Source organism: Thermanaerosceptrum fracticalcis (assembly GCF_000746025.2).
GTDB classification, from domain to species: Bacteria; Bacillota; Peptococcia; order DRI-13; family DRI-13; genus Thermanaerosceptrum; species Thermanaerosceptrum fracticalcis.
In genome coordinates, this window is the sequence record NZ_CP045798.1 from 3,458,210 (window position 1) to 3,484,282 (window position 26,073).

The window sequence follows — 26,073 nt, forward strand, 5'->3', positions numbered from 1 at the left end:
AATTTTGTTCTTCCTAAGGAATTTATATAATTCCTTGGGGTCTTAGGGGAAGGCATTCCCCTATGTTCTAGTATGATGTAATTGTTAGTATACGGTTGATGAAGGGGGGAAGAAGAGCATTTCATTACGGGTATTAACCTGATCATTGACGGAGGGATGACCCGTAAAATGCTCTATGAGCCATAGTTTTTGTGAAACCCTGTTTTGTGTTATATTATGTTTAAATCCTATTGCAACAATATAGTAAGGAGTGGCAGATATGAAGCGTATTGCGGTACTAACAAGCGGTGGCGATGCCCCGGGCATGAATGCGGCTATCCGGGCAGTTGTACGAACTGCCATCTATCATAATGTGGAAGTTATTGGCGTCATGCGGGGATACAGCGGTTTAATCCATGGCGAATTCGTGAAAATGGACCTTGGTTCTGTGGCCGACATTATCCACCGGGGGGGTACTATCCTACATACCGCGCGCAGCCAGGAGTTCCTTACAGAAGATGGCCGTCAAAGAGCAGTGCAAAAAATGAAAGAAGCGGGGATAGAGGGTTTGGTGGCCATCGGCGGGGACGGGACCTTCCGGGGAGCCGCGGCCTTGGATAAACTGGGAATACCAACGATTGGTGTGCCCGGTACTATTGACAATGATATCCCTTGTACCAGCCTGACCATTGGTTTTGATACCGTGGTAAATACGGTAGTTGATGCTATTAATAAGATCAGGGATACGGCAACCTCCCATGAGCGCATCTTTGTTATTGAAGTAATGGGAAGAAACGCCGGCTTTATTGCCTTGGCCGCAGGGCTGGCAGGGGGAGCGGAGTCCATCTTAATTCCCGAGATTCCTGCCGATGTGACAACTGTGGTGGATAACATCAGGCGGGGGCTGGCCCGGGGTAAGCGCCATAGTATCATCCTGGTGGCAGAAGGCGTCGGTGATGTACGGGAAATCACTGAGAAGATTACTAAACTTTCCGGTTTGGAAACCAGGTTGTCTATTTTAGGGTACATTCAACGGGGCGGGACACCTACAGCTCTGGACCGTATTCTCGCCAGCCGCATGGGAGCGGAAGCCGTAAGACTTCTCTTAAAAGGGGAGCGGGCAAAGATGATAGGAATCGCCGGAGAAGAAATCAAAAGCTTTGATATCCAATGGGCTTTACAGCAGAAAAAAGAAATTGACCTGGACCAGTACAACCTGGCGGGGATTTTGTCCATCTAATTGGAGGAGGCAGAAGCAAACATGAAAATAACCATCGCCCAGCTAAACCCGGTGGTTGGCGACATTGAGGGCAATATGGCCAGGCTTATAGATACATTGTCTCATTACAGCTGCGATACTGATTTAATTGTTTTTCCGGAACTGTTTCTTGCCGGTTATCCTCCACGGGACCTCCTGGAACGGGACTCCTTCATTAATAAAATCCGGCTTGCCATCGATAAAATTGTGGTGGAGTCGGTGAAATTTCCGGAGACTGGACTGCTCTTTGGTGCGCCTATTACCTCAGGAGAAAATACGGGAAAAGGTCTCTATAATTCCGCCCTGCTGGTTTACCAGGGGAGGATATTATTAAGCCAGCATAAGTCCCTGCTGCCTACTTATGATGTTTTTGATGAAGCCAGGTACTTTGACCCTGCGCCGTCCATCCAAACCATTCCCTTCAAAGGGGAAACCCTGGGTATTTCTATTTGTGAAGATGCCTGGAACGACCCGGAACTGTGGCCGAAAAGAAAAATGTATGCCTTTGACCCCATTGAGGAACTGGCGGTCCAAGGCGCCAACCTCTTAATCAACATTTCCGCTTCTCCTTTTTATGTGGGAAAGGAGGAAATCAGATACAGGTTGATCCAAAATCATGCCCGAAAATACGAGGTGCCTTTCATCTATGTCAACCAGGTGGGAGCCAATGACGAACTGATTTTTGACGGGAGAAGTATAGCTCTCGATAAAAAGGGTGAACCCTTGCTTGTTTGTAAAGCTTTCCAGGAAGAGATAAAGACCGTAGATACCGGTGAAAAGGGCATACCCGGACTGTACAAGCCCCAGGAGAAAATCGAAGCCGTTTATCAGGCTTTGGTTTTAGGGGTTAGGGATTATATGAAGAAAAGCGGCTTTAAAAAAGCGGTGATAGGGTTATCCGGCGGTATTGACTCGGCCCTGGTTTGCTGTATCGCCAAAGAGGCCGTAGGGGCGGAGAATGTCCTGGGGATATCCATGCCCTCACCGTACTCTTCACGGGGAAGTATGGAAGATTCCCGGAAATTGGCAGCCAACCTGGGTGTGGAATTTAGGGTGGTTCCCATCACAGGTATTTACCAGGCCTATTTAGACACACTAAAGAAGCATTTTGCGGGGCGAGAGGCAGATACCACAGAAGAAAACATCCAGGCCAGGATACGCGGTAATATTTTGATGGCTTTTTCCAATAAATTTGGGTATCTTGTCCTGTCTACAGGCAATAAGAGTGAAATGGCTGTGGGTTACTGCACCCTCTATGGTGATATGAGCGGGGGATTAAGCGTGATTTCCGATGTGCCCAAAACCATGGTCTATGAACTGGCTAAATTTATTAATCGTCACGGTGAAATCATACCCCAGGAGATTATTGACAAGGCGCCTTCCGCAGAACTCAGGCCCAACCAGACAGACCAGGATACGCTGCCGCCTTACCCGTACCTGGACAAAATCCTGCAATTATACATTGAGGAAGGCTATGGGGCGCAAGACCTGGTTGAGGAGGGGTTTGATCCGGAGACAGTAAAATGGGTCATAAAAACTGTGGAAAAGAATGAATATAAAAGAAGACAGGCTGCCCCCGGTCTTAAGGTCAATACGAAAGCCTTTGGCATAGGACGCAGGATACCTCTTGCCGCTAAACGGGACAGCTAATCTATCTTAGGAAGTAGGAAAGTAGGTTGGATATGATGTCCCAGAATGTCAGCTTTCTTAATCTGGGTGTGGCCCAGTGGTTAGTTGAAAAGTTGAAGGCTATAGGAATTAAGGAGCCTACCGAAGTGCAAAAAGCGGCTATCCCGGCCATTTTGGCCGGGAAGAATGTGATTGTCCAGTCACCCACAGGCACCGGCAAGACTCTGGCTTATCTGGCTTCCTTGCTTACGAATGTTAAGCATGAAACGAAGGATCTGGAAGTTTTGATTCTTGTACCTTCCAGGGAACTGGCCATGCAGGTGTTAAGGCAGCTTAAAGAAGTGGCAGATAACATAGGGGCTGTGCCTCTCATCGGCGGAGCTAATCCCGCCAGACAGCTGGAAGCCCTAAAAGAAAAGCCCAAAGTGGCCGTGGGAACGCCCGGAAGGATAGCGGAACTGTTGCAAAAACGTAAAATTAATGGCCAGGCTGTCCGGGCTATTGTGGTGGATGAAGTGGATAAGATGCTGGAACAGGGCTTCATGGAGGATGTAAAAAAGGTCTTCAAGGCTACCCTGAAAACGCGGCAGGTTCTTTTTTTCTCAGCTACGGTTCCGCCGGAAGTTCTGGAGAATGCCGGGAGTTTTATGTCCGAGCCCCAGTTTATTCAGACCGGGGAGGGAAGGCGTACACCTTCTACTATCAAACATGTTTACTTTACGTGTAATGAGCGGAACAAAACCCAGACCCTTCTCAAACTTTACCGTATTTACCGGCCGGAAAAGGCCCTGGTTTTTATCAATCGCAATGAAGGGGTAGGACCTTTGGCGGGGAGGCTGCAGGAGCTAGGCCTCAATGCTGTTGGGCTCCATAGTGATTTAGCCCAGCCCCATCGTAAAGAAGTTCTGGAAAAATTCCGCCAGGGAAAGGCCGACCTCCTGGTAACAACGGATCTCCTGGCCAGGGGCATGGATATTCCCGGAGTAGACGTGGTCTTTAATTTCGATTTGCCCGTAGATGAAGAACACTATCTCCACCGGGTGGGACGCACTGGGAGGGCCGGTAAAAAGGGAACGGCCATCAGTTTTGTCACGGAAGAACAAAAATTCATTATGGCCAAATACCAGAAACTGCTGCAAACTTCCATTGAGCACATGGGAATTGCCGAAAACCGGGTCTTTCCCATAGACTACAGGAAAAAGAAAGAGAAAAAGCACCGCCAGCTTTACAGGAAAAAGGATGGTTAATGATGGAGAGGCAAGAAGACTGTTTATTTGTTTACGGTTCTCTGTTGACGGGTACCAATGATCCAGAGATCGACAGAATCATTCCCGCTTATTGCCGGTATATTGCTGAAGGCTATATATTGGCAGAATTATACGATTTAGGGGAATATCCGGGAGCCATACCTTGTATGTACCCTGAGGCTAAAGTCTATGGAAAAGTGTTTGAAGTATTAAATTTTGCAGAATGTTTTAATGTCCTTGATGAGTACGAAGGCTATTATGCCAATGATCTTAAAGCCAGTGAATTTATGAGAAGTAAGACCCCGGTGAGGCTATTGACTGGAGAAGATACGGTGATGGCCTGGGTTTACTATTATAACGGGGAAATTAAAGATGAACCCCAAATAATCTCGGGCAACTATGTGCAATATAAAAGAGATAAGGACAAAATTAGTCCTGCAATCTAAAGGAGTTATTTCATAGATGAAAGCAAGAATTAAAGGTATTTTATTGTCATGCCTAGGCTGGACGTTTATATTCTTAGGCATACTGGGCCTTTTTCTTCCTTTTTTACAAGGGATACTTTTTTTGCTGATAGGCCTCTATATACTGTCCCATAATTCACTATGGGCTAAGAGAATCTTACTCAAAATAAGATGGAGATTTCCCCGGTTAGCTGATAAAATTGATAAAGCGAAAGGGATCGCAAAGCGTTATATCAGGTTGAATTAGATGTATTTTGAGAGGAGTGGGTTAAGTGAACAGCAAAACTCTGCACAAGGTTAGTTATGGCATGTATCTGGTTAGTTCGAAGAAGGGGGAAAAATATAACGGGCAAATTGCAAATACCGTTTTCCAAATTACATCTGAACCCCCGACCGTTGCTGTCAGCATAAACAAACAAAATCTTACCCATGAATTTATCCGGGAAAGTAAGGTTTTTACTGTCGCGATTTTAAATAAGGACGTTCCTATGACTTTTATCGGGTTGTTTGGTTTTAAAAGCGGCAGGGAAGTTGAGAAGTTTGAGGGGATAAAATACAGGCCTGGACAAACAGGGGTACCTATTGTCTTAGACTATAGTATCGGTTTTCTGGAAGCCCAGGTGATAGATGAAATAGATGCTGGCACCCATACCATTTTCCTTGGCAGGGTAATTGATGCTGATATCTTTGTAGATGAGGAACCCATGACTTATGCCTACTATCATGAGATTAAACGGGGTGCAGCACCCCAGACGGCGCCTACCTACATCAAAAATGAGCCCCCAGCAGAAGTAGGAAGTGGAGAAAAATACAAATGTAACGTTTGCGGGTATATTTATGACCAGGAGCAGGGTGATCCCGAGACGGGCATCGCACCCGGCACTCCTTTTTCCCGGCTGCCTGCTGACTGGGTCTGTCCCATCTGTGGTGCAGGGAAAGAGCAATTTAGCATAGCATAAAGGGAGACTGAATCTTCTCTGGCTGCCTAATTTAGTAAAATAGCGCAAATCACAAAAAAGGTATGCTTTATCGTTCATTGGTGAAACGTAAAGCATACCCTTTGGTTTTATATTTTCTCAGGAAAAGTATAATCTAATTAATCGGAAGTCGGAAAGCGGATGTCGGAAATCGAAGCGGCATAGCCGCATTTTATCCCTGCGCGGTATAGTCTTTATCGATAGTGATAATGCAGAAGAAATGGGGATGTTTCTCCTGCACCTTTCTGGTGATGGCTTTGCGGAGCTCCTTTTCTTCTTCTTTACTCATCCCGCTTTTCACTACCACATCAAAGATAAGGTTTTCTTTTTCGTTTTTGCCCACGATACGGAAATCATGGAAGGACTGTACCTGGGGAAATTCTTGTAAAATCTGGGCTACTTCTTCCTGCATCCTCATTAATTCTTCCGAATCAACGTTGACAGGATCCATATGAATGGTGAGAACAATCCCCAGTTCTTTGGAAACCTGGCGTTCCACGTGATCGATGAGCTCGTGGAGTTCCATGATGTCTTTATTCGAAGGGACTTCGGCGTGTATGGAAGCCATATGCCGGCCGGGCCCGTAGCTGTGCACGATTAAATCATGGACACCGGTTATTCCCTCATAACTGAGGACTTTTTTCGTGATGTTCTCCACCAGTTCCTGCTCAGGGACTTCTCCCAGCAGGGGACTAATGGTTTCTTTCGTCAGGGAGATACCGGAATAGAGAATAATACCCGAGACAATGATTCCCACATACCCGTCCAAGGGGAAGGAGGTCCATAAAGAAGCCAGGAGAGACAGACCAATGCAGCCTGTAGAGATCATATCGCTCAGGCTGTCAAAGGATGTGGCGGAAAGGGCTTGTGAATCGATGGCCCTGGCCAGGTAACGGTTAAAGAGAGAGAGCCAGCCTTTGGTTAAGATAGCAAAGATGATAATAAGAAAAGCGGGCAGGCTGAAGGTTACCGGAACGGGGTGAAGAATGCGGTCAAGGGAAGACTTGATCAGTTCATAACCTACCAGTATGACGAGAAAAGAAACAATTAAGCCTGCAATGTATTCCAGGCGGCCGTGACCGAAGGGGTGTTCTTCGTCGGCGGGTTTGCCGGCCAGCTTAAATCCCAAAATGGTGACCAGGGAAGAGGCTACGTCCGTTAAATTATTAAAGGCATCACCGATAAAGGCGATACTGTTTAAGGCCAGACCGGTGGTCAACTTTACGGTAAAAAGGAGGAGGTTAGCCAAGATACCTACCACACCTCCCAGGTAGCCGTATTTAACCCGTACTTCAGTTTTTTCCGTGTGTTGATAGTCTTTGATCAAAGATTTAACCAAGAATTCACTAAACAAAAGATTCACCTCTTAAGAAGGGATTGGTTCCTGTAACATCATACAACAAAAGGTAAGAAAAGGCCAATAATACAAAATACGGGTTAAAAATTGCAGGAAAAACAGGTTTTATCCAGAACTATATTTTACGGATAAGTAACGGATGAAAGGGGATACTTTATGAGGTCTTTTCAGGAAATCAAAGAGGCAGTTCTCAATCACCCGGTAAAAAAAGTCATTGCCGTGGCAGCAGCCGATGATGAGGATGTATTGGTAGCGGTCAAAATGGCCAGCCAGATGAAACTGGCCGAGCCAATTCTCATCGGCAATGAGGTAAAAATCCGTGAGATAGCGGATGAGGTAGCTTTTGACTTAACAGGGGTTAAAGTAATTGATGAGCCGGACCAGTTCCAGGCTGCCCGTAAAGCTGTCAGGAAAATTCGTGAGGGCGAGGCCCATATCATCATGAAGGGATTAATCGGTACTGCTCCTTTCCTCAAAGCTATCCTGGAAAAGGATGTGGGCTTAAGGACGGGCAATGTTCTCAGTCATGTAGCTTTATTTGAAGTCCCCCACTTCTCTCGTTTACTGCTGGTTACCGATGCTGCTATGAATATTGCGCCTACCCTTCCGGAGAAGGTACAAATTATCCAGAATGCCTTACAGGTCACGAAAAAATTAAAGATAAGCCAGCCCAAAACGGCGGCGGTATGTGCAGTGGAAACTGTAAACCAGGATATGCCGGCCACTGTGGATGCTGCCCTGCTGGCCAAGATGAGTGAACGAGGCCAGATCAAAGGGACTATTATTGATGGACCCCTGGCCTTGGATAATGCTGTTTCCCTGGAGGCAGCCAGGCACAAAGGTATTAAGAGCCCCGTTGCTGGTGAGGCTGACATTATTATAGTGCCCGACATTGAAGCGGGTAATATTATGTATAAGACCCTGGTCTACCTGGCCAATGCCGATAATGCCGGGGTAGTAATGGGCGCCCTGGCTCCCATTGTGCTTACTTCTCGTGCCGATACGGCTGAGGCCAAGCTGAATTCTATTGCCTTGAGCATGCTGCTGGCCCAAGGGGATGAATAAAGATAAGAGGAGACGGATAAGATGGAGAACTATAAAATCCTGGCCATTAACCCTGGCTCAACATCTACTAAGATTGCTGTCTTTGTCAATGAAAACCTGGACTTTGAGAAAACGCTGCGTCATAGTACGGAGGAACTGGAGAAGTTCCCGCGGGTGGCCGACCAGTTTTTATTCCGCATGGAGGTAATTACTTCTTCCCTGGAGGAAGCCCAAATTCCCCTCGGTAGTTTGCAGGCTGTGGTGGGTCGGGGGGGATTACTTAAACCTATTAGCGGCGGAACTTATCTTGTCAATGAAGCCATGTGCCATGATTTGAAGCATGCCAAAAAGGAACATGCATCTAACCTGGGTGCCCTGATTGCTAGAGAGATAGGCGAGAGGTTTGGCATCCCTGCCTTTATTGTAGACCCCGTAGTGGTAGACGAAATGGAGCCGCTGGCCAGAGTATCGGGCATGAAAGGGGTGGAACGGAAAAGCCTTTTTCATGCCTTAAACCAGAAAGCCATTGCACGCAAGGCAGCAGAGGCCCTTAACAAAAAGTATGAAGAATGTAATCTGATAGTAGCTCACATGGGCGGCGGTGTTTCCGTAGGAGCCCATGAAAAAGGCAGGGTAATTGACGTTAATAATGCTTTAGACGGAGATGGGCCATTTTCCCCGGAACGTTCCGGGGGGGTTCCCGTAGGCAGTATTGTAGAAATGTGCTTTGAAAAGGGCTTGAGCCGGAATGAAGTATACAAATGTATTGTGGGGCGGGGGGGCCTGGTGGGTTATCTGGGTACTAACGATGCCAGGGTCGTGGAAGAGATGATTAAGCAGGGAAATGAAGAAGCCCGCCTGGTTTATGAGGCCATGGCCTATCAGGTAGCTAAAGAGATTGGCAGTTGTGCTGCGGTGCTGAAAGGGAAAGTGGAGGCTATTGCCCTAACGGGCGGCCTGGCTTATTCCCAGATGCTAACTAACTGGATAAAAGAAAGAGTGGAGTTTATTGCCCCCGTGATGATCTTCCCCGGCGAAGGAGAAATGGAAGCCCTGGCAGGAGGGGCCTTACGGGTCTTACAGGGGACAGAGGTCTATAAAGAATATTTATAGTGTTTCACTAAACGCAACAATGTTTTACATCATAAATTATTTTTAGCTTTCTTAGGTTATGTCAGAATTCAGGGGAGGATTAAGTCGATTCTTATGGAAATATTATAGCGCTAATCTCAACCTGGAGGAGGATTATCGATGATTCTCGGACACATCAAAAATTTGGATGTAGAAAAAGGCGCCTTCTCACCTACGCTGGTTAAAGGGTTGGCATACCTGGCTAACACTGATTTCTCCACCCTGGCGCCAGGACGCTATGAGCTGGACGGTGATAAAATGTTTGCCCTGGTCCAGGACAGTCAAACCCAGCCCAAAGCCCAGCGTAAAGCGGAAACCCACGAAAAGTATATTGATGTCCAGTATATAGCAGAAGGCGTCGAGGTTATGGGTTATGCTCTGAACTCCCCGGAGCATGAAATAAAAGAAAATCTCCTGGCAGAGAAAGATGCTATCTTTTACAAAACTGTAAAAGGTGAGATCGACCTGGTTGTATTCCAGGGGATGTACGCCGTTTTCTTCCCCCATGATGTCCACCGTCCCGGCTGCATGTACGGGGCAGAGCTCTCTATAGTGAAAAAAGTGGTACTGAAAATTGCGGTTAGCGCAATGTAAGTAGACGGAAACCGGCCACGATTATGGTCGGTTTATTCCTTAAAAAAGTAAAATTTTGTTGTACAAATGCGCGATTATATGCAAAATTAAAACTTTTGTTATTTGCTTATATTTCCAACAATTTATTTTAAAGTTTATATATAATTGGTATTAAAAAATTTTATTAATAAGGAGCTAGATCTTATGGGTAAAAAGATGAAGACCATGGACGGTAATACCGCTGCGGCCTATGTGGCGTACGCTTTTACGGAAGTGGCGGCCATTTATCCCATCACACCTTCCTCTACCATGGCGGAAGTTGTGGATGAATGGAGCGCTCATGGTCAAAAGAACATCTTTGGCCAAACAGTGAGGGTAGCCGAAATGCAATCCGAAGCAGGAGCAGCCGGTGCGGTCCACGGTTCTTTATCTGCCGGTGCTCTTACTACGACTTTTACGGCCTCACAGGGGCTCTTGCTCATGATTCCCAATATGTACAAGATAGCGGGGGAACTTCTGCCCGGGGTTTTTCATGTAAGTGCCCGCGCCGTGGCCAGCCATGCTCTTTCTATCTTTGGCGACCATTCCGATGTGATGGCCTGCAGACAGACAGGCTTCGCCCTTTTGGCCTCCGGCAGTGTCCAGGAAGTAATGGACCTGGGGGGAATCGCCCATTTAACAGCCATCAAATCCCGGGTGCCTTTTCTCCATTTCTTTGACGGGTTTAGAACCTCCCATGAGATTCAAAAGATTGAAATCATTGACTACGAGGAGTTTGCCAAACTAGTTGACCATCAAGCCATTAAGGACTTCCGGGACAGGGCTTTGTCGCCGGAGCATCCCTATACGAAAGGTACGGCGCAGAACCCCGATATTTTCTTCCAGGCCCGTGAGGCCTCCAACCCCTATTACGAGGCTGTCCCTGACCTGGTAGAAGCCTATATGGCCGAAATCAGTAAACTTACCGGCCGGGAATACCATCCTTTTAATTACTACGGTGATCCCGAGGCTGAACATGTTATCGTAGCCATGGGTTCCGTTTGCGAAACCGTCGAGGAAACCGTTGACTACTTAAGGGCCAAAGGTGAAAAGGTCGGTGTCATTAAGGTACATCTTTACAGGCCGTTCACTGCCAGGTACTTCTTCAATGTCTTGCCCAAGACTGTGAAGAGAATCGCAGTTTTAGACAGGACCAAGGAGCCAGGCGCGCTGGGTGAACCTCTCTACCAGGATGTATGCACCCTGTTCTTTGGTAAAGAAAATGCACCTCTTATTGTGGGCGGCCGTTATGGCCTGGGTTCCAAAGATACCACACCAACCCAGATCAAAGCCGTTTTCGATAATCTTAAGGAGAATACCCCTAAGAACCGCTTTACCATTGGTATTGTGGATGATGTAACCTTCACCAGCCTTCCTTTGGGGAAGAAGATCAATACTGCCCCCGAGGGTACCAGCCGCTGCAAGTTCTGGGGCTTTGGTTCCGACGGAACAGTAGGGGCCAACAAGGATGCCATTAAAATTATCGGCGACAACACAGACCTCTATGCCCAGGCTTACTTCGCCTATGATTCCAAGAAATCCGGCGGGGTGACCATCTCTCACCTGCGGTTCGGTAAGAAACCCATCAAATCCACTTACCTCATTGATGAAGCGGACTTTATTGCCTGCCATAAACAGTCTTATGTAAACCAGTACCAGGTCCTGGAAGGCTTAAGAGAAGGCGGGACTTTCCTCCTGAACTGCAACTGGAAACCCGAAGAACTCTCGGAAAAGCTGCCGGCGGACATGAAAAAGTACCTGGCAGAAAATAAAATAAATTTCTATATCATCGATGCCGTGGATATCGCCGCTAAACTGGGCTTAGGCGGCAGGATTAACATGGTCATGCAGGCTGCCTTCTTTAAACTGGCCAATGTTATTCCCCTTGATGACGCCATTACATACCTGAAAGATGCCATTGAAAAAACCTACGGTAAAAAAGGCGATGCCATCGTGGAAATGAACCAGGCTGCCGTAGATAAGGCCCTGGAAGCCCTGGTTAAAGTGGATGTTCCCGCCAGTTGGGCTGAAGTCAGCCTGGAGGAGGCCGCTGCCACCAGGGATGTACCGGAATTTATTCAAAAAGTCGTGGAACCTATGAATGCCCAGCAGGGTGACAAGTTGCCCGTCAGTGCCTTTGTAGGACGGGAAGACGGTTCCTTCCCCCATGGCACTTCTGCTTACGAGAAACGCTGCATTGCCATCGAGGTGCCGGAATGGCAGACGGACAATTGCATCCAGTGCAACCAGTGCGCTTATGTCTGTCCCCACGCCGCCATCAGGCCTGTACTGCTGAATGAAGAGGAACAGGCCAAGGCACCCCAGGGCTTTGTTACTAAAAAAGCTGTCGGTAAGCAGCTGGAGGGGTTGGCCTATCGCATACAGGTCAGTCCTCTGGATTGTACCGGCTGTGGCAGCTGTGCCCAAACCTGCCCCGCGAAACAGAAGGCCCTGGTGATGAAGCCGGTGGCGGAAATGGTGGAAAAGGAAGCTGCCAACTGGGAATATGCTACTACCGTTGCCTGTAAGGAAGGACTCTGGAACCTCCACTCTGTTAAAGGCAGCCAGTTTGCCCAGCCACTCCTGGAGTTCTCCGGGGCCTGTGCCGGCTGTGGTGAAACACCTTATGCCAAACTGGTTACCCAGCTCTTTGGCGACAGAATGATTATTGCCAATGCTACAGGCTGCTCCTCGATTTGGGGAGCTTCCGCCCCCAGCACACCTTATTGTACCAATGCCAAAGGGCAGGGCCCGGCCTGGGCTAACTCCCTCTTTGAGGACAATGCCGAGTATGGCTATGGTATGGTCCTGGCTATTAAGCAGATTCGGGAAAAAATAACCGATCTCATGCAGGGGGCTTTAGAAAGGGATATCCCGGAAGAACTGAAAGAGGCCTTCAAACTCTGGTTGGCCGGTAAAGATGAGGGCAATGCTTCCAAGGAGGCTAAAGCCAAACTCCTGCCTTTACTGGAAAAGTATGCCAACCTCTCTGTGGTTCAAGAAATTGCCGAGAAGAAGGATTACCTGGTGAAGCCTTCCCACTGGGTCTTTGGCGGCGACGGCTGGGCTTACGATATTGGCTACGGCGGTCTGGATCATGTGCTGGCCTCCGGCGAAGATATCAATATCCTGGTCTTTGATACAGAGGTTTACTCCAATACGGGCGGCCAGTCCTCCAAGGCCACACCTGCAGCGGCGGTAGCCAAGTTTGCCGCTTCCGGCAAGAAGGTTAAGAAGAAAGACTTGGGCATGATTGCCGCCACTTATGGTTATGTTTACGTAGCCCAGGTGGCCATGGGCGCAGACCAGAATCAGCTGATAAAAGCCTTGACGGAAGCGGAAGCTTATAAAGGTCCATCTTTGATCATTGCCTATGCTCCCTGTATCAACCATGGTTTGAAGCTGGGCATGGGCTGCACCCAGCAGGAAGAAAAGCGGGCCGTGGAGGCCGGGTACTGGCACCTCTACCGCTATAATCCCGAACTCAAGAAGCAGGGCAAGAATCCTTTCGTGCTAGATTCCAAGGAACCCACGGCCTCTTTCCGGGAATTCTTAATGGGAGAAGTACGTTATTCCTCGCTTCTTAACACTTTCCCGGAAACTGCGGAAGCCCTCTTTACCAAGGCGGAAGAGGATGCCAAAGAAAGATACGAGACTTATAAGCGCCTGGCCCAGGGCTGATGAAACACAGGGTTAGTCGAGACAGAGCTCTTAAAGTAACACACAATAAAAAATAAAAAGAAAGCCGCAGGGTAAGTTTTGTGCTTACCGTGCGGCTTTCTTTACTTTTTTGTTTGCTATTTGAGGACGAAATAGGTCCACTAACTGAAAAAGGTATGAAAAAGGGGTTTTAGTGCTGGCTTGCCATTAAATATATGTTGTAGTACAATTTTTGAGGACAAAATACCTAAGGAGCTGAAAGTATGGAGAATTTCTTTGCCAAAATGAAAGAATACCTACGTATGGATACAGAAATATCCTTTACCGAATTTAATGATTACTACCAGCAGGTTATGGACTACCTCAAAGCAAATTATGAAAAAATGGAAAAAGAAGATAATATTAAAGCAAAATTTATCCTCATGATCTTGGCCAGCAACAGTGCGGCCCGGGCCCAAAGAAAAGGACCCGAAATGAAAAAATACAGGAAAATTAATGAAAAGACTAAGTTCTGGGCCGATGCTATCAACTACCGGCTCATTCAATCCGGTATGTCGCAGAGTGAAATTGATCAGGCGCTGGATGAAATAAATAAAGAAATATAAAAAATGCGGCTGTGCCCCTTCGAGTGGTATCGAATTGCACATAACGCAGAAAATGCTGGACGACTTCTTCCATGAATCATCCCTCCTTTAGTGCTCGCTATCTTATCATACGTCATTTGGTAACCCCTGTCAAAAGTGGTCCAAAGTGAACCGGTGGGCAAAATGATAAATCCCGCTTGTGTCGGATGGTATATGAAATGACTAGTCATATGGAAGGGGATATGGGTATATCATTGGCAGGGTAGTAGAAAAGGACTGGTGTGCACCAGTCCTTTCTTCCTATTACGAGCCTTATACTTCTTGATGGCAGGCTACTATTTCGCCAAAGTACAGGGTATGGTAGTCTTTTTTCGGGTAAAACTTGGCATCCACATCTGTTGGTATCCCAGCGGGGTCTAAGGCCTGTTTGTAGATGATCTTGCACTCAAAGTGAAGGTCACATCCTTCAATCAGAGGGGAGGACACTTTGGCCGCAGGCAAGGTTTTTAAGCCGCATTCCTTAAATTTGTCGATGTCGCGGCCTGATTTGCTGCCACAGGTGGCCAGGGCTTCCTTCAGCTTGCCAAAGGGAATGCTTATTGTAAAATTATCCGCGGATTCTATCAGTTCATAAGTATAACGAGAATCTCTGACCATCACGGTAAAACAGGGTTTGCCCCAAATGACGCCAATATAACCCCAGCCTATGGTCATGGTATTTAGTTTTCCCCTAGCTTCCACTGTGAGGAAAGCCCCTTTGGGAAGGTATTCCAGGGCCTCTTTGGCCAGTTCGTTATAGGGAATTTCTTTAAGCATGACAACACCTCCAACCAGTATCTCCCAGCATTATACCATAAATGAGCAGAAAGCCAAAACCTTGAGTCTTGCAAAAATATGATACAATAATAAAGTATTGTTGATTTATATGAAAAAATATACTTGTAGGAGACGAGAGTTAAGGATGAAAAAAATTACAACATTGCTCTTTGATCTGGATGGGGTATTAATTGATTCTTTTCCTGATGTGGCGGATGCTCTTAATTACGCTTTTAAAGCCGTAGGAGCTCCGGAAAAAAGCTACGAGGAGATAAAAAGCATCTTTGGTTACGGGGCAAAAAACCTGGTAGCTGACGGGCTTGGCGAGAAATACGCCAGCTATTTTAATGAGGCAATGGTCACTTTTAAGGAGCGGTACCTGGCGACCTGTCTCAATAAAACAAAACTGTATCCTGGCGTGAAAGAGGTTCTGAACCACTTTAAGGACAAAAATCTGGCGGTTGTAACCAATAAGAGTGAGTTCTTTTCCCGCTATATCCTGGAACAGCTGGGTGTTGGCCAATACTTTCGTTATATCGTAGGACCGGAATCCGTAAGCTGTTTAAAACCACACCCTGAAGGGATCCTGCTTTTACTAGAGCGCTTTCGGGCCGATGCTGCCGAGAGTGTGATGATAGGTGATTTCCCATCGGATATGGCGGCAGGAAAGGCAGCCGGGACTCTTACCTGTGGTGCTTATTACGGTTTCGGTGACAGAACAAAACTTAAAGGTGCCCAAGCCGACTATTACATTGAAACCATCGCTGAGCTTAAAGATCTGTTTTTTTAGTGACCTGCTTTAAAAAGCTGTGTAAAGGAGAGTGAGCTGGTTGTACGGAGGATATCATGGGACTCCAGGGGATGAAAATGTTAGAGAGTTTAAATTATCCCCTAAAATTCCTCATAAATTGATAATGTTCCTGGCTGTAATTTTGCTTTTCAGCATCTTGCGGTTTCTTGTCTCTTTCAAGCTGGACTGGACCTGGTTCAGTGTTTTAGGTTACGGGCCTGTTTTTTGGAAGTCCTTTTTAGCCAAGGTCCTGGTAAGAGGAGGAATATTTGCTGCTGCAGCAGCCTTAAATTTTCTTAATCTTTACCTGGTCTTCAAAGTAGCCAAAAAACCCCTAAAACTTTTAATTGTCCTGCCTTTGGCCGCTTTCCTGGCTTTTATTGTGATAGGGAATTCAGGAGACCTGTGGTTAGCCATTCTCAAATATTTAAATGCTGAGCCCTTTGGTTTAACGGATCCCCAGTTTCAACTGGATGTGGGCTTTTATGTTTTTAAACTGCCCGTCTTGTGGCTGGTTTACCGGGTAGTGAATGTCTGGCTACTGGTCAACCTGGTGGCGGCTCTTACCCTTTATTTGGTATTTTTTCCCCGGCGTAGCGAGGTTTCCTTCCAGAACATAACCAGGCGTATATTCAGCGGCGAGGAAAAGAAAGGGCTCAACCATATTGGGATACTACTGGGATTGCTCATGGCCTGGCAAGCTGTGCAGTATAAACTATCCACTTATGAGCTCTTATATTCCCAGGCAGGTTCTGTCATTGGTGCGGGTGCTGCCGATATAGGGGCCAGGCTTCCAGCTTATTATCTGATGATGATTTTCTCTGTCATAACGGGTTTGTTTATTACCGTAATTTTTAGTAAACGCATGTTTCTTGCTGTCACTGCCATTCCTGTCTTTTTCCTGGTAACCCTGCTTGCTGCGGGAGTGTTTCCCGGTTTATATCAGAAGTTTATTGTGGCCCCTGATGAATTAGGACGGGAAAAGCCCTATTTGGAACGCAACATTATGTACACCCGTTTGGCCTATGGCCTGGATAAGTTGACAGAGGTTGAGTATCCGGTGGGTGAACTAACCGCCAAAGATCTACAGGAAAACAGAAAAACCATCGACAATATCAGGCTCCTGGATCACCGGGCTACGAAAAGCACCTATGGACAACAGCAGGAAATCCGTTCATATTACGATTTCGTCGATGTGGATGTGGACCGCTACCTGATTAATGGCAAAGTGACCCAGGTCCTCCTGGCAGGAAGGGAATTAAACCGCCAGACCCTGCCGGAACAGGCCCGGACCTTTAATAACCTGATGTTTAAATACACCCATGGTTTCGGGCTGGCCATGAGTCCGGCCAATTTGGTTAGTGAAGCGGGTTTGCCCCAGTACTTAATCAAAGATATACCACCCCAATCTCCCCTTTTTGCGGTTCAAGAACCACGGATTTATTTCGGTGAGGCCACCAAAGATAATGTCATCGTCAATACGGGCCTCAAAGAGTTCGATTATCCTGTAGGTGACGATAACCAGGAATACCTTTACCAGGGCAAAAAAGGCATCCCCATGAACTTTTTGAACAAAATCCTTTTAACCATCAGGGATATGGAGTTTAAGTACCTGCTTTCCAGTTACATTACTCCGGAGAGCCAGTATTTGGAGACACGCCATATCAAAGAACGTGTCAAAAGAATTGCACCTTTTCTTCTCTATGACCAGGATCCCTATCTGGTTCTGGGGAAAGACGGCAAGCTCTATTACCTCATGGATGCCTATACCGTTACCGACAAGTTCCCCTATTCCCAGGCTGTTGATGACAAAAATGGTTTTAACTACTTCAGAAACAGTGTGAAAATCATCCTGGATGCCTATTCGGGTGAGGTCAATTATTATCTCCTTGACCAGGGTGACCCTATTGTCAGGGTCTACGCCAAAATTTATCCCGGTTTATTCAAACCCTGGGAGGCATTTCCCCAGGACTTGAAAGAACATATCCGCTATCCCGAAGACCTCTTTAACATCCAATCCTTGATTTTACGGGATTATCACATGAGCAATCCTACCGTTTTTTATAACCGGGAAGATAGGTGGGAGTTAGCCCAGGAGCTGTACTGGGGTAAAGGTCAAGTTCAGGAACCTTATTACAGCATTATTAAACTCCCGGGAGAAAAAGAGGAAGAGTTTGTCCTCATGCGTTCCTTTACTCCTACAGGTAAACAAAACATGGTGGCCTGGCTGGCGGGGCGTTCTGACGGTGCCAACTACGGAAAGCTTTTGCTTTACAAGTTCCCCAAGGGCGCCCAGGTTCCCGGTACCATGCAGGTAGAATCTGTGATTGACCAGGACCCTTATATTTCCGGGCAGCTCACCCTCTGGGGTCAGGGCGGCAGCCGGGTCCTCCGGGGTAATCTCCTGGTCTACCCCATCGGCGGCTCCCTCCTCTATGTGGAACCCCTCTATATTGAAGCCGAGCAAAATAAATTCCCCCAGTTAAAGAAAGTCCTGGTTTTCTACAAAGACAAGATTGTGATGGAAGACACCCTGGAAAAAGCCTTGAAATCTTTATTTGGCACAACTATCCCCGCACCTGTACCTACGGACACTGGCGGTATACCTTTGCCTCCGGCAGAAACCAAGGTCGAGGAATTAATCAAACGCTTGATTACTCTGCACAAGGAAAGTAAGGAAAAGCTGAAGGCAGGCGACTGGGCAGGCTACGGCCAGATACAGAGCGAGATTGACAGGATCATGCGGTCTTTAGAAGAGAGAAGCTAAGGTGATAACCATGAATTTAACGAACTGCAGAATCTGTCCCTGGGAATGCGGCGTTAACCGGCTGGCAGGGGAAAAGGGAGTCTGCCAGGCCGGAGGAGAACTGAAGATAGCCAAGGCTTTTCTCCATCCCTGGGAAGAACCCTGTATCAGCGGCACCAGAGGCTCGGGGACTATCTTTTTTACTCACTGCAATCTAAAATGTGTTTACTGCCAGAACTACAAAATCAGTCAAGAACACTTTGGCAAGGAAATCTCCATTTCCCGTTTTGCCGATATCTGTCTTTCCCTGCAGGAAAAAGGAGCTCATAATATAAATTTGGTCTCACCTACCCAGTTTATTCCCCTGGTTAAAGCGGGCTTAAAAGAGGCTAAGGACAGAGGGCTCTCCATTCCGGTGGTTTATAATGGTAACGGTTATGAGAAGGTGGGGACGCTTAAAGAATTAAACGGATTAATTGATGTGTATTTGCCTGATCTCAAGTATTTTTCCAATGAGCACGCCGTGAAGTATTCCGGTGTCCCTAACTATTTTTCCATTGCCACCGGTGCCATCAAGGAGATGTACAGGCAGGTAGGAGTTCCTCGATTCAATGACGAGGGAATTATTCTGAAAGGATTAATCATCAGGCATCTCCTGTTGCCGGGCCTGGAAGAGGATTCACGGAAGATACTGGAGTGGATTGCCCGGGAGTTACCCCGGGAGGTTTATCTTAGCCTCATGGGACAGTATACCCCTGTTCACCGTGCACCTGAATTTCCTGCACTGGCCCGTCCTGTTGGAGAAGAGGCCTATGAAGAAATGATTGATTATTTTTTCCAGCTTGGGCTGGAAAATGGTTTTGTCCAGGAACTTACCTCTTCTGACGTAGGTTATATCCCGGATTTTGACTTGGCCGGTCTTGAGTAGCAAAATTTGACAGTTACGAATATTGTATACTCTAAGAAAAGTCTTGTCAGGTCAAAAAAAATATGCTATTCTAACACCAATAGAAAATTAAATAATAAATTTGAGGGCAAAGGCGTTCTCAAAAAGATGGATGTTGATCATCTTTTTGTGACGCCTTTTTTGTTTTTAATTTTATGTGAAAAGAAAGGGGATATGGGAAAATGAAAATTTTCGGCGCCAATGTTTTTACGGACGCAGTCATGAGAGAGAGACTGCCCAAGAATGTTTACAAGTCCTTGAAGAAAACCATCGATGAAGGACTGCCTTTAGATCCTTCCGTAGCCGAAGTGGTAGCCAGCGCTATGAAGGATTGGGCTATTGAGAGAGGGGCTACGCACTTCACTCATTGGTTTCAACCGATGACAGGTTTTACAGCGGAGAAACATGATTCTTTTATATCTCCCACGGCTGATGGCAAAGTGATTATGGAATTCTCCGGGAAAGAATTAATCAAAGGGGAACCCGATGCCTCCTCCTTCCCCAGCGGCGGTATTCGTGCTACTTTTGAAGCCAGAGGTTATACAGCCTGGGATTGTACTTCTCCTGCTTTCCTTAAAGAAGATGCCGGGGGTGTAACCCTTTGTATCCCTACGGCTTTCTGTTCCTATACCGGGGAAGCGCTGGATAAGAAAACGCCTCTTTTGCGTTCGATGGAAGCCCTTTCCAAACAGGCACTGCGTATTCTAAGGCTCTTTGGCAATACTACAGCCACCCGGGTTATTGCCACCGTTGGCCCGGAACAGGAATATTTCCTGATTGACAAAAAGTTTTATGAGCAAAGAAAGGACCTGATGCTGGCGGGCAGAACCCTCTTTGGTGCCATGCCGCCTAAAGGACAGGAGCTGGAAGACCACTACTTTGGCAGTATTAAAGAACGGATTGCTGCCTTTATGAAAGAAGTAAATACTGAGCTCTGGAAACTGGGGGTATCCGCAAAAACCCAGCATAATGAAGTAGCACCTGCCCAGTATGAAATTGCCCCTATTTTTAATACCACCAATATTGCAACAGATCATAACCAGCTGGTTATGGACACATTGAAAAAAGTAGCCAACAGGCACGGCCTGGTTTGTCTTCTTCACGAGAAGCCTTTTGCCGGTGTTAACGGTTCCGGTAAGCACAACAACTGGTCCATGGCTACCAATGACGGGCAGAATCTCCTGGAACCCGGCACTACGCCCCATGAAAATGCCCAGTTCTTAACCTTTCTGTGTGCCGTCATTAAGGCTGTGGATGATTACGCTGATTTACTTCGTGTCTCCTGTGCTAACCCCGGCAACGACCATCGCCTGGGCGCCAATGAAGCCCCGCCTGCTATCATCTCCGTCTTCCTCGGCGAACAACTGACAGATATTTTTGAACAGCTGGGCAACGGCGGTCCCAAGAGCTCCAAGCAGGGCGGCCAGTTGACCGTGGGCGTTACTACCCTGCCTCCTCTTCCCAAGGATTCTACCGACAGGAACAGGACTTCACCCTTCGCCTTTACCGGCAACAAGTTTGAATTCCGCATGGTTCCCTCCTCTCTCTCTATTGCCGGTCCTAACCTGGTACTCAACACCATTGTGGCGGAAGTTCTTTCCCAGATGGCAGACCGCCTGGAGAAAGCTGCCGACTTTAATGGGGAACTGCAAGCAATCCTTAAAGAAATTGCCACCAAGCATAAGCGTATAGTCTTTAACGGCAACAACTACTCTGAGGAGTGGGTAGAAGAGGCAGCGAAACGGGGCCTGCCTAACATTAAGTCTACCGTAGATGCCATCCCTGCCCTCATCACTGAAAAGGCTGTAGCTCTATTTGGCAAGCATGGTGTGCTTAATGAAACCGAATTACACTCCCGTTATGAAATTCTCCTGGAACAATACTGCAAGCAGATTAACATTGAAGCCCAGACCATGATCTTTATGGCCAAGCGGCAAATTCTCCCTGCTGCCGCCAAGTATACCGCTCTCCTCGCTAATTCTATCAATGCTGTGAAGAGCGCTGCCGCCGGGGCTGATGTATCTGCTCAGGTGGAAACCCTGGAGGAAGTATCGGCAGTACTCGCCTCCTTCAAGAAGAAGCTCGCCGACCTGGAGAAAGTAACAGCCGAGGCTAAAGGATTAGAAGGCGATGTTTATGAGCAGGGTGTCTTCTATCGCGATGTGGTCTTCAAGGCCATGGGCGATCTCCGGGCTGACGGCGACAAGCTGGAAACCATGGTGGACTCGGCCCTCTGGCCCATTCCCACCTATGCGGAAATGCTGTTCATGATCTAACCTCTCCATAAGCTTACTCCCAATTTCAAATAACCACTCCCTCAATATAACCCATTCCTGGAAAAAAGGTTGAGATTAATCTCAGCCTTTTTTCTTCGATTGTATTCATAAAAATTTATTACAGCCTATGGGGAAAATTATATTTAAAATCAAGGGATTCGGGGTTTTAGTATAGAATTAAATAAATTAAATGTCTAAGTTTTTGAAAACACCCGGGAGAGAGCTGTTTAAATGAAACCAAACCTGATTTTAATTGCCCCTAATGAGAACATTGCCCAAGTAGCCAATCTGGTGATCAGGGAAAGTGAAATAAATTGTCGCGTGGTGGTGGGAAACCTGGACCAGGGTGTAAAACTGGCTAGAATCGCCGAGAAGACCGGGGTGGAAGCCATCATCAGCCGGGGCGGCACTTTCCTGGGGATTCAACAGGTCATCGATAAAATACCCCTGGTGCAAATCAACGTTTCCGCCTTTGACCTGCTGGAAGCCCTTGCTGCCGCTTCCCAGTTTTCCTATAAGGTAGGGGTAGTGGGTTACCCTAATACCATCTATGATGCCGCTTCTGTGGGGAGATATCTTAACCTGCAGGTGATGGAGATCCCTGTAGAGAACCCCATCCAACTGGAGCAGCAGCTATTGGAGGCCATCAAAGCGGGAATTAAGGTTATTGTGGGTGATACCATTTCCGTGGAAATAGCCCTGAAGTTAGGCATTCAGGGTGTCCTTATCTCTTCGGGCAAGCGTGCCATCTATAACGCCCTTACCAGGGCTGAAGAATTGGCCATGTTGAGAAGGAAGGAAGTCCTGGCTCAGGAAAGACTCAGGACAATTTTGGATGCAGTGGGGGAAGGTATACTGGCCACAGATCATACCCAAACCATTACCCACTGCAACCCCGCCGTGCAAAAATACCTTGGTCTTACGCAGGAGAAGATTACAGGCCGGCGTCTTCGCGACCTGATTCCCCAGTACCAGGGAGCAGAGGAACTGGTATCTATGGCAGGACAACAGTATTTGTTTAACTCACAGAAAATCGCTTACCAAGGCCAGGATAATGCGGGTTTAATAATATCGGTCAAGCCTTTAAAGCAAATTCAGGAAACCGAAACTAAAGTAAGAAAGAAACTCCATCAAAGGGGACTGGTGGCCAAACATACCTTTAATGATATTGTCGGCAATAGTGAAATTATCAATGCTACCATTTACAAAGCCAAAAAAATCAGTAAATCTCACGCCACCGTCTTACTGACCGGTAAAACCGGTGTAGGCAAAGAAATGTTTGCTCAGAGTATTCATAATGCCAGCAGCCGTTGTCATGAACCATTTGTGGCCGTGAATTGTGCCGCCTTTTCCGAATCTTTGCTGGAAAGTGAGCTTTTCGGGTATGTGGAAGGAAGCTTTACCGATGCGCGCAAAGGCGGAAAAATAGGATTGTTCGAGTTAGCCCACCGGGGAACCATCTTCTTAGATGAAATTGGCGATATGAGCTTAGCTGTTCAGGCCAAAGTGCTGCGGGTCATGCAGGAAAAGGAGGTTATACGCCTGGGTGATGACCGGATCATTCCCGTGGATATCCGGATTATCGCCGCCACCAATTATGACCTTTGGGAAGCGGTAAAGAAGGGACTGTTCCGGGAGGACCTCTATTACCGTGTGAATGTCCTCACCCTCTCCATTCCCACGTTAAGGGAAAGGGGAGATGACGTGGTTCTTTTGGCCGAGCATTTCTGCAGCCGGCAGGCGCCTCATCTAAAGATAGAGGAAGGAGCCTTTTTACCCCTCCTGGCTTATGATTGGCCGGGAAATGTCAGGGAGCTTTTTAATTTTGTAGAACAGTTAATCGTTCTCCATGAAGGTGAGCGTATCACGGGGGAAGATGTCTCTAATCTGATGATTTCCACCCTTAAACAGGGAAAAGATTTACTTGGTTTTGTTCATTCTCCCAGGAGATTGACTGATGGTATGATTCTGGAAGCACTGGCCAAATGCAATGGCAACCAGAGCCGGGCCTGTGAACTTTTGGGGATTGACAGGTCAACCTTATGGAGAAGGCTAAAGAAGTTAAAACCATAAGGTGCTGCAAAATGTTGCAATGCAACTGTTGCGATGTTGCAGGGAAATATTTCAGAAAAGTCTATAATAGTTTAATATGCCTTTATTTATCCCATAATCCGGGGTTGTGCAGGTTATGGGACCATTGGCACACTTCTTGCAATACTAAATGGTGGCAAGAAAGGAGAGGTGCCATGGTGTATTACGCAATCATTGCCGATGACCTCAGTGGATCCAGCGATACTGCGGTAACTTTCAGTAATTATGGCTATAGGAGCGCCGTTTTGAATTACCCGGAAGGGGCTAATTATAAAATTCATAACTGCGATGTGGTGGCAATATCTACAAATTCCCGGGAAGTCAGTAGTCAAGAAGCCCAAAAAGTTGTCAGGGATGTGTGTAGATCCCTTAAAGAAATGGGTGTCAGGGAGATTTATAAAAAAATCGATTCTACCTGGCGGGGAAACATTGGGGCGGAACTGGAAGCCATGATGGCGGAGTTGGGGTTATCCCTGGCCGTAATCTGCTCAGCTTTTCCTAAAACAGGTCGTCTTGTCAAAGAAGGATACCTGCTGATTAACGGCGTGCCCCTTCACGAAACACCTATTGCCAAGGACCCCAGTTTTCCAGTGAAGGATTCTTATTTACCACGGGTTTTACAGGGGCAGACTTCTCTACCGGTTAAGCTTATAGAGGCTCCGCTGGTTGCCCAGGGACCTCGTTATCTCACAGAGTGCCTGAAGAAAATAGCGGCGGAGGGTAAATGCCTGGTTTTAATAGATGCATTAGATGAAAAGGATTTAAATATTATCGCCAGTCTTGAGCAAAATCAGCTTCCTCCCCTTGTTTTCTGCGGGTCTGCCGGTCTTTCCGGAGCTCTGATCAGGAACAATCTGGAGCGTATTTTCCCCAAGATACCACCCGTTCTTGTGATTGTTGGCAGTGTTCACCCGCAGAACCAGGCCATGGTGAATTATCTGATTGGCAATAACCTGGCCAAGGAGTTGTTTCTTGACCCTGTCCATCTCCTTGCTGAAGAGAAGGATTATGCAGCTAAGGAACTCCTTGAGGAAGGCAAACGAATACTAAAAGACGGTTACAACCTTATTGTGCGAACCTCCCGGGGTCAAGAGGATCAGGAAAGAGCTAAAGCGGCGGGAAGGCAACGCGGATTATCGGATGTTGAATCTGCCTATTGTATTGCGGAAGGTATTCAAAAATATGTACAAATCTTTATGAAAGAACACCAGTTTTCCGGGATGATCGTTACCGGAGGGACAACAGCGCTCCATGTCATCAGGGGATTTGACGGCGTAGGCATCGAGGTGGAGGAAGAACTGGAACCCGGTATTCCTTATGGAAGAATTATCGGTGGTTCTTTAGAGGGTATGGGGCTTGTCACCAAGGCAGGAGGATTTGGTTCGGAACAGGTCTTTGCCAGAGCCATTCAACATCTGCAAAGAAAATACATGCAGGGAAGGAGATAATCACGATGAAGAAAAGACCGATATTAGCCATCACCATGGGTGATCCCTCGGGCGTTGGTGCGGAAATTACGGTAAAAACACTGAGTAAACCTGAATATTATGAGATGGCCCGTCCCCTTGTTATTGGGGATGCTGAGAGAATCAGGCAAAGCCTTAAATTCGTAAATCAGCCTCTGGAGGTTAATATCATAAAGGATGTTAAGGATGCCAAGTTTACTTTTGGCACCATCGATGTGCTGCACCTGAATATCAATGGTGCTTCCGAAGTTCCTTATGGTCAGGTCAACGCCATTGCCGGAAAAGCTTCGGTGTCTTATATCTTTAAAGGAATAGAACTGGCCAAGAACCGGGAGGTAGATGCCGTAGTCACCGGGCCCATTCATAAGGAAGCCATGCACCTGGCAGGATTTACCCAGTATCCCGGGCATACGGAGATCTTTGCCGATAAGACCAATACTAAGGATTACGCCATGATGCTTGCTACTGATGGTTATTATGTAATCCATGTCAGTACCCACTGCTCATTAAGGCAGGCCTGTGACAAAGCCACAAAAGAGCGGGTGAAGACAGTCATTGATTTAGCCCATGATATGATCCAAACCTACCAGGTTCCCAATCCCGTCATAGCCGTGGCCGGATTAAATCCCCATAGTGGCGAGGGAGGGGCCTTCGGTACGGAAGAAATCGAGCATATCATCCCCGCCATTGAAGAAGCCAAAGCCGAAGGGAAGGAAGTCATCGGGCCTATTCCTCCGGACAGCCTGTTTGTCCGGGCCATGAAAGGCCAATTCCAGGTCATGATTGTGATGTACCATGATCAGGGACATATTCCTGTAAAAGTGATCAATTTTGACGACGGTGTCAATGTTACCCTGGGACTACCCATTATCCGCACTTCTGTGGATCATGGTACAGCCTTTGGTAAGGCAGGCAAGGGTACGGCGTCCCCGGCCAGTATGGAAGCAGCCTTTAAACTGGCGGCCGAGATGGCTTTAAAGAAATATTATCGTTAAGGGGG

The 26,073-nt window shown here is 47.1% G+C and carries 20 protein-coding genes; 18 read left to right on the top strand and 2 right to left on the bottom strand.

The window, feature by feature from the left end:
• Nucleotides 1-259 precede the first annotated feature (259 nt).
• The 6 genes from pfkA to rd are packed head-to-tail and all read left to right on the top strand — an operon-like array spanning nucleotide 260 to nucleotide 5,536.
• Nucleotides 260-1,219, top strand: coding sequence for a 6-phosphofructokinase (pfkA, locus tag BR63_RS17575; protein WP_034421188.1), 960 nt, complete (start codon nucleotides 260-262; stop codon nucleotides 1,217-1,219).
• A 21-nt stretch (nucleotides 1,220-1,240) separates the two neighbouring features.
• The gene (locus tag BR63_RS17580; RefSeq protein ID WP_034421190.1) at nucleotides 1,241-2,887 is read left to right on the top strand and encodes an NAD+ synthase; all 1,647 of its coding nucleotides are present in this window, start codon (nucleotides 1,241-1,243) and stop codon (nucleotides 2,885-2,887) included.
• A 32-nt stretch (nucleotides 2,888-2,919) separates the two neighbouring features.
• Nucleotides 2,920-4,113, top strand: coding sequence for a DEAD/DEAH box helicase (locus BR63_RS17585; RefSeq protein WP_153802043.1), 1,194 nt, complete (start codon nucleotides 2,920-2,922; stop codon nucleotides 4,111-4,113).
• Nucleotides 4,113-4,559 carry a gamma-glutamylcyclotransferase family protein gene (locus BR63_RS17590; RefSeq protein ID WP_081908079.1) on the top strand — a complete coding sequence of 149 codons (447 nt, stop codon included), beginning with the start codon at nucleotides 4,113-4,115 and terminating at the stop codon, nucleotides 4,557-4,559. The genes BR63_RS17585 and BR63_RS17590 overlap by 1 nt, the downstream gene beginning before the upstream one ends.
• A 16-nt stretch (nucleotides 4,560-4,575) precedes the next feature.
• Nucleotides 4,576-4,824 (top strand): PGPGW domain-containing protein, encoded by a 249-nt coding sequence (locus BR63_RS20090; protein ID WP_051965567.1) that lies wholly within the window; start codon nucleotides 4,576-4,578, stop codon nucleotides 4,822-4,824.
• A gap of 25 nt (nucleotides 4,825-4,849) precedes the next feature.
• On the top strand, nucleotides 4,850-5,536 hold the full coding sequence (rd, locus tag BR63_RS17600; RefSeq protein WP_034421194.1) for a rubredoxin: 687 nt from the start codon (nucleotides 4,850-4,852) through the stop codon (nucleotides 5,534-5,536).
• Nucleotides 5,537-5,726: 190 nt separating this feature from the next.
• Here rd and BR63_RS17605 read toward each other — a convergent pair whose 3' ends face one another.
• The gene (locus BR63_RS17605) at nucleotides 5,727-6,908 is read right to left on the bottom strand and encodes a cation diffusion facilitator family transporter (RefSeq protein ID WP_034421195.1); all 1,182 of its coding nucleotides are present in this window, start codon (nucleotides 6,906-6,908) and stop codon (nucleotides 5,727-5,729) included.
• A gap of 159 nt (nucleotides 6,909-7,067) precedes the next feature.
• Between BR63_RS17605 and BR63_RS17610 the strand changes: the two genes are divergently transcribed.
• The 5 genes from BR63_RS17610 (at nucleotide 7,068) to BR63_RS17630 (ending at nucleotide 13,963) form a co-directional block, all read left to right on the top strand.
• Entirely contained in the window at nucleotides 7,068-7,976 is a 909-nt protein-coding gene (locus BR63_RS17610) for a phosphate butyryltransferase (RefSeq protein WP_034421197.1), read from the top strand.
• A 21-nt stretch (nucleotides 7,977-7,997) separates the two neighbouring features.
• Nucleotides 7,998-9,068 (top strand): butyrate kinase, encoded by a 1,071-nt coding sequence (gene buk, locus BR63_RS17615; RefSeq protein ID WP_034421199.1) that lies wholly within the window; start codon nucleotides 7,998-8,000, stop codon nucleotides 9,066-9,068.
• Between the two features lie 138 nt (nucleotides 9,069-9,206).
• Nucleotides 9,207-9,680, top strand: coding sequence for a NanQ anomerase/TabA/YiaL family protein (locus BR63_RS17620; RefSeq protein ID WP_034421200.1), 474 nt, complete (start codon nucleotides 9,207-9,209; stop codon nucleotides 9,678-9,680).
• A 183-nt stretch (nucleotides 9,681-9,863) separates the two neighbouring features.
• Nucleotides 9,864-13,379, top strand: a complete 3,516-nt coding sequence (gene nifJ / locus BR63_RS17625; protein ID WP_187142740.1) for a pyruvate:ferredoxin (flavodoxin) oxidoreductase — start codon at nucleotides 9,864-9,866, stop codon at nucleotides 13,377-13,379.
• A 242-nt stretch (nucleotides 13,380-13,621) separates the two neighbouring features.
• Nucleotides 13,622-13,963, top strand: coding sequence for a hypothetical protein (locus BR63_RS17630; RefSeq protein ID WP_034424719.1), 342 nt, complete (start codon nucleotides 13,622-13,624; stop codon nucleotides 13,961-13,963).
• Between the two features lie 291 nt (nucleotides 13,964-14,254).
• Here BR63_RS17630 and BR63_RS17635 read toward each other — a convergent pair whose 3' ends face one another.
• Entirely contained in the window at nucleotides 14,255-14,758 is a 504-nt protein-coding gene (locus tag BR63_RS17635; RefSeq protein WP_034424721.1) for a flavin reductase family protein, read from the bottom strand.
• Between the two features lie 145 nt (nucleotides 14,759-14,903).
• Here BR63_RS17635 and BR63_RS17640 point away from each other — a divergent pair, with 145 nt between their 5' ends.
• From BR63_RS17640 to pdxA, 7 genes are all read left to right on the top strand, one after another.
• Nucleotides 14,904-15,548, top strand: a complete 645-nt coding sequence (locus tag BR63_RS17640; protein ID WP_051966129.1) for an HAD family hydrolase — start codon at nucleotides 14,904-14,906, stop codon at nucleotides 15,546-15,548.
• Between the two features lie 40 nt (nucleotides 15,549-15,588).
• Nucleotides 15,589-18,315, top strand: a complete 2,727-nt coding sequence (locus tag BR63_RS17645) for a UPF0182 family membrane protein (RefSeq protein WP_051966130.1) — start codon at nucleotides 15,589-15,591, stop codon at nucleotides 18,313-18,315.
• 10 nt (nucleotides 18,316-18,325) lie between these two features.
• Nucleotides 18,326-19,222, top strand: coding sequence for a radical SAM protein (locus BR63_RS17650; protein WP_034424722.1), 897 nt, complete (start codon nucleotides 18,326-18,328; stop codon nucleotides 19,220-19,222).
• A 200-nt stretch (nucleotides 19,223-19,422) separates the two neighbouring features.
• A complete protein-coding gene (locus tag BR63_RS17655) occupies nucleotides 19,423-21,516 on the top strand; it encodes a glutamine synthetase III family protein (protein WP_034424727.1) in 2,094 nt (697 codons plus the stop codon).
• A 231-nt stretch (nucleotides 21,517-21,747) separates the two neighbouring features.
• Entirely contained in the window at nucleotides 21,748-23,589 is a 1,842-nt protein-coding gene (locus tag BR63_RS17660; protein ID WP_034424729.1) for a sigma-54-dependent Fis family transcriptional regulator, read from the top strand.
• 173 nt (nucleotides 23,590-23,762) lie between these two features.
• Nucleotides 23,763-25,055: a four-carbon acid sugar kinase family protein gene (locus BR63_RS17665; protein ID WP_051966132.1), complete on the top strand. Its 1,293-nt coding sequence runs from the start codon at nucleotides 23,763-23,765 to the stop codon at nucleotides 25,053-25,055.
• Between the two features lie 5 nt (nucleotides 25,056-25,060).
• Nucleotides 25,061-26,068 (top strand): 4-hydroxythreonine-4-phosphate dehydrogenase PdxA, encoded by a 1,008-nt coding sequence (gene pdxA, locus BR63_RS17670; protein WP_034424731.1) that lies wholly within the window; start codon nucleotides 25,061-25,063, stop codon nucleotides 26,066-26,068.
• The last annotated feature ends 5 nt before the right edge of the window (nucleotides 26,069-26,073 follow it).

Bases quoted from the DNA above. Each gene is read 5' to 3' on its own strand.
- pfkA (WP_034421188.1), top strand. From the start codon at position 260: ATGAAGCGTATTGCGGTACTAACAAGCGGTGGCGATGCCCCGGGCATG.
- BR63_RS17580 (WP_034421190.1), top strand. From the start codon at position 1,241: ATGAAAATAACCATCGCCCAGCTAAACCCGGTGGTTGGCGACATTGAG.
- BR63_RS17585 (WP_153802043.1), top strand. From the start codon at position 2,920: ATGATGTCCCAGAATGTCAGCTTTCTTAATCTGGGTGTGGCCCAGTGG.
- BR63_RS17590 (WP_081908079.1), top strand. From the start codon at position 4,113: ATGATGGAGAGGCAAGAAGACTGTTTATTTGTTTACGGTTCTCTGTTG.
- BR63_RS20090 (WP_051965567.1), top strand. From the start codon at position 4,576: ATGAAAGCAAGAATTAAAGGTATTTTATTGTCATGCCTAGGCTGGACG.
- BR63_RS17610 (WP_034421197.1), top strand. From the start codon at position 7,068: ATGAGGTCTTTTCAGGAAATCAAAGAGGCAGTTCTCAATCACCCGGTA.
- buk (WP_034421199.1), top strand. From the start codon at position 7,998: ATGGAGAACTATAAAATCCTGGCCATTAACCCTGGCTCAACATCTACT.
- BR63_RS17620 (WP_034421200.1), top strand. From the start codon at position 9,207: ATGATTCTCGGACACATCAAAAATTTGGATGTAGAAAAAGGCGCCTTC.
- nifJ (WP_187142740.1), top strand. From the start codon at position 9,864: ATGGGTAAAAAGATGAAGACCATGGACGGTAATACCGCTGCGGCCTAT.
- BR63_RS17630 (WP_034424719.1), top strand. From the start codon at position 13,622: ATGGAGAATTTCTTTGCCAAAATGAAAGAATACCTACGTATGGATACA.
- BR63_RS17635 (WP_034424721.1), bottom strand. From the start codon at position 14,758: ATGCTTAAAGAAATTCCCTATAACGAACTGGCCAAAGAGGCCCTGGAA.
- BR63_RS17640 (WP_051966129.1), top strand. From the start codon at position 14,904: ATGAAAAAAATTACAACATTGCTCTTTGATCTGGATGGGGTATTAATT.
- BR63_RS17650 (WP_034424722.1), top strand. From the start codon at position 18,326: ATGAATTTAACGAACTGCAGAATCTGTCCCTGGGAATGCGGCGTTAAC.
- BR63_RS17655 (WP_034424727.1), top strand. From the start codon at position 19,423: ATGAAAATTTTCGGCGCCAATGTTTTTACGGACGCAGTCATGAGAGAG.
- BR63_RS17660 (WP_034424729.1), top strand. From the start codon at position 21,748: ATGAAACCAAACCTGATTTTAATTGCCCCTAATGAGAACATTGCCCAA.
- BR63_RS17665 (WP_051966132.1), top strand. From the start codon at position 23,763: ATGGTGTATTACGCAATCATTGCCGATGACCTCAGTGGATCCAGCGAT.
- pdxA (WP_034424731.1), top strand. From the start codon at position 25,061: ATGAAGAAAAGACCGATATTAGCCATCACCATGGGTGATCCCTCGGGC.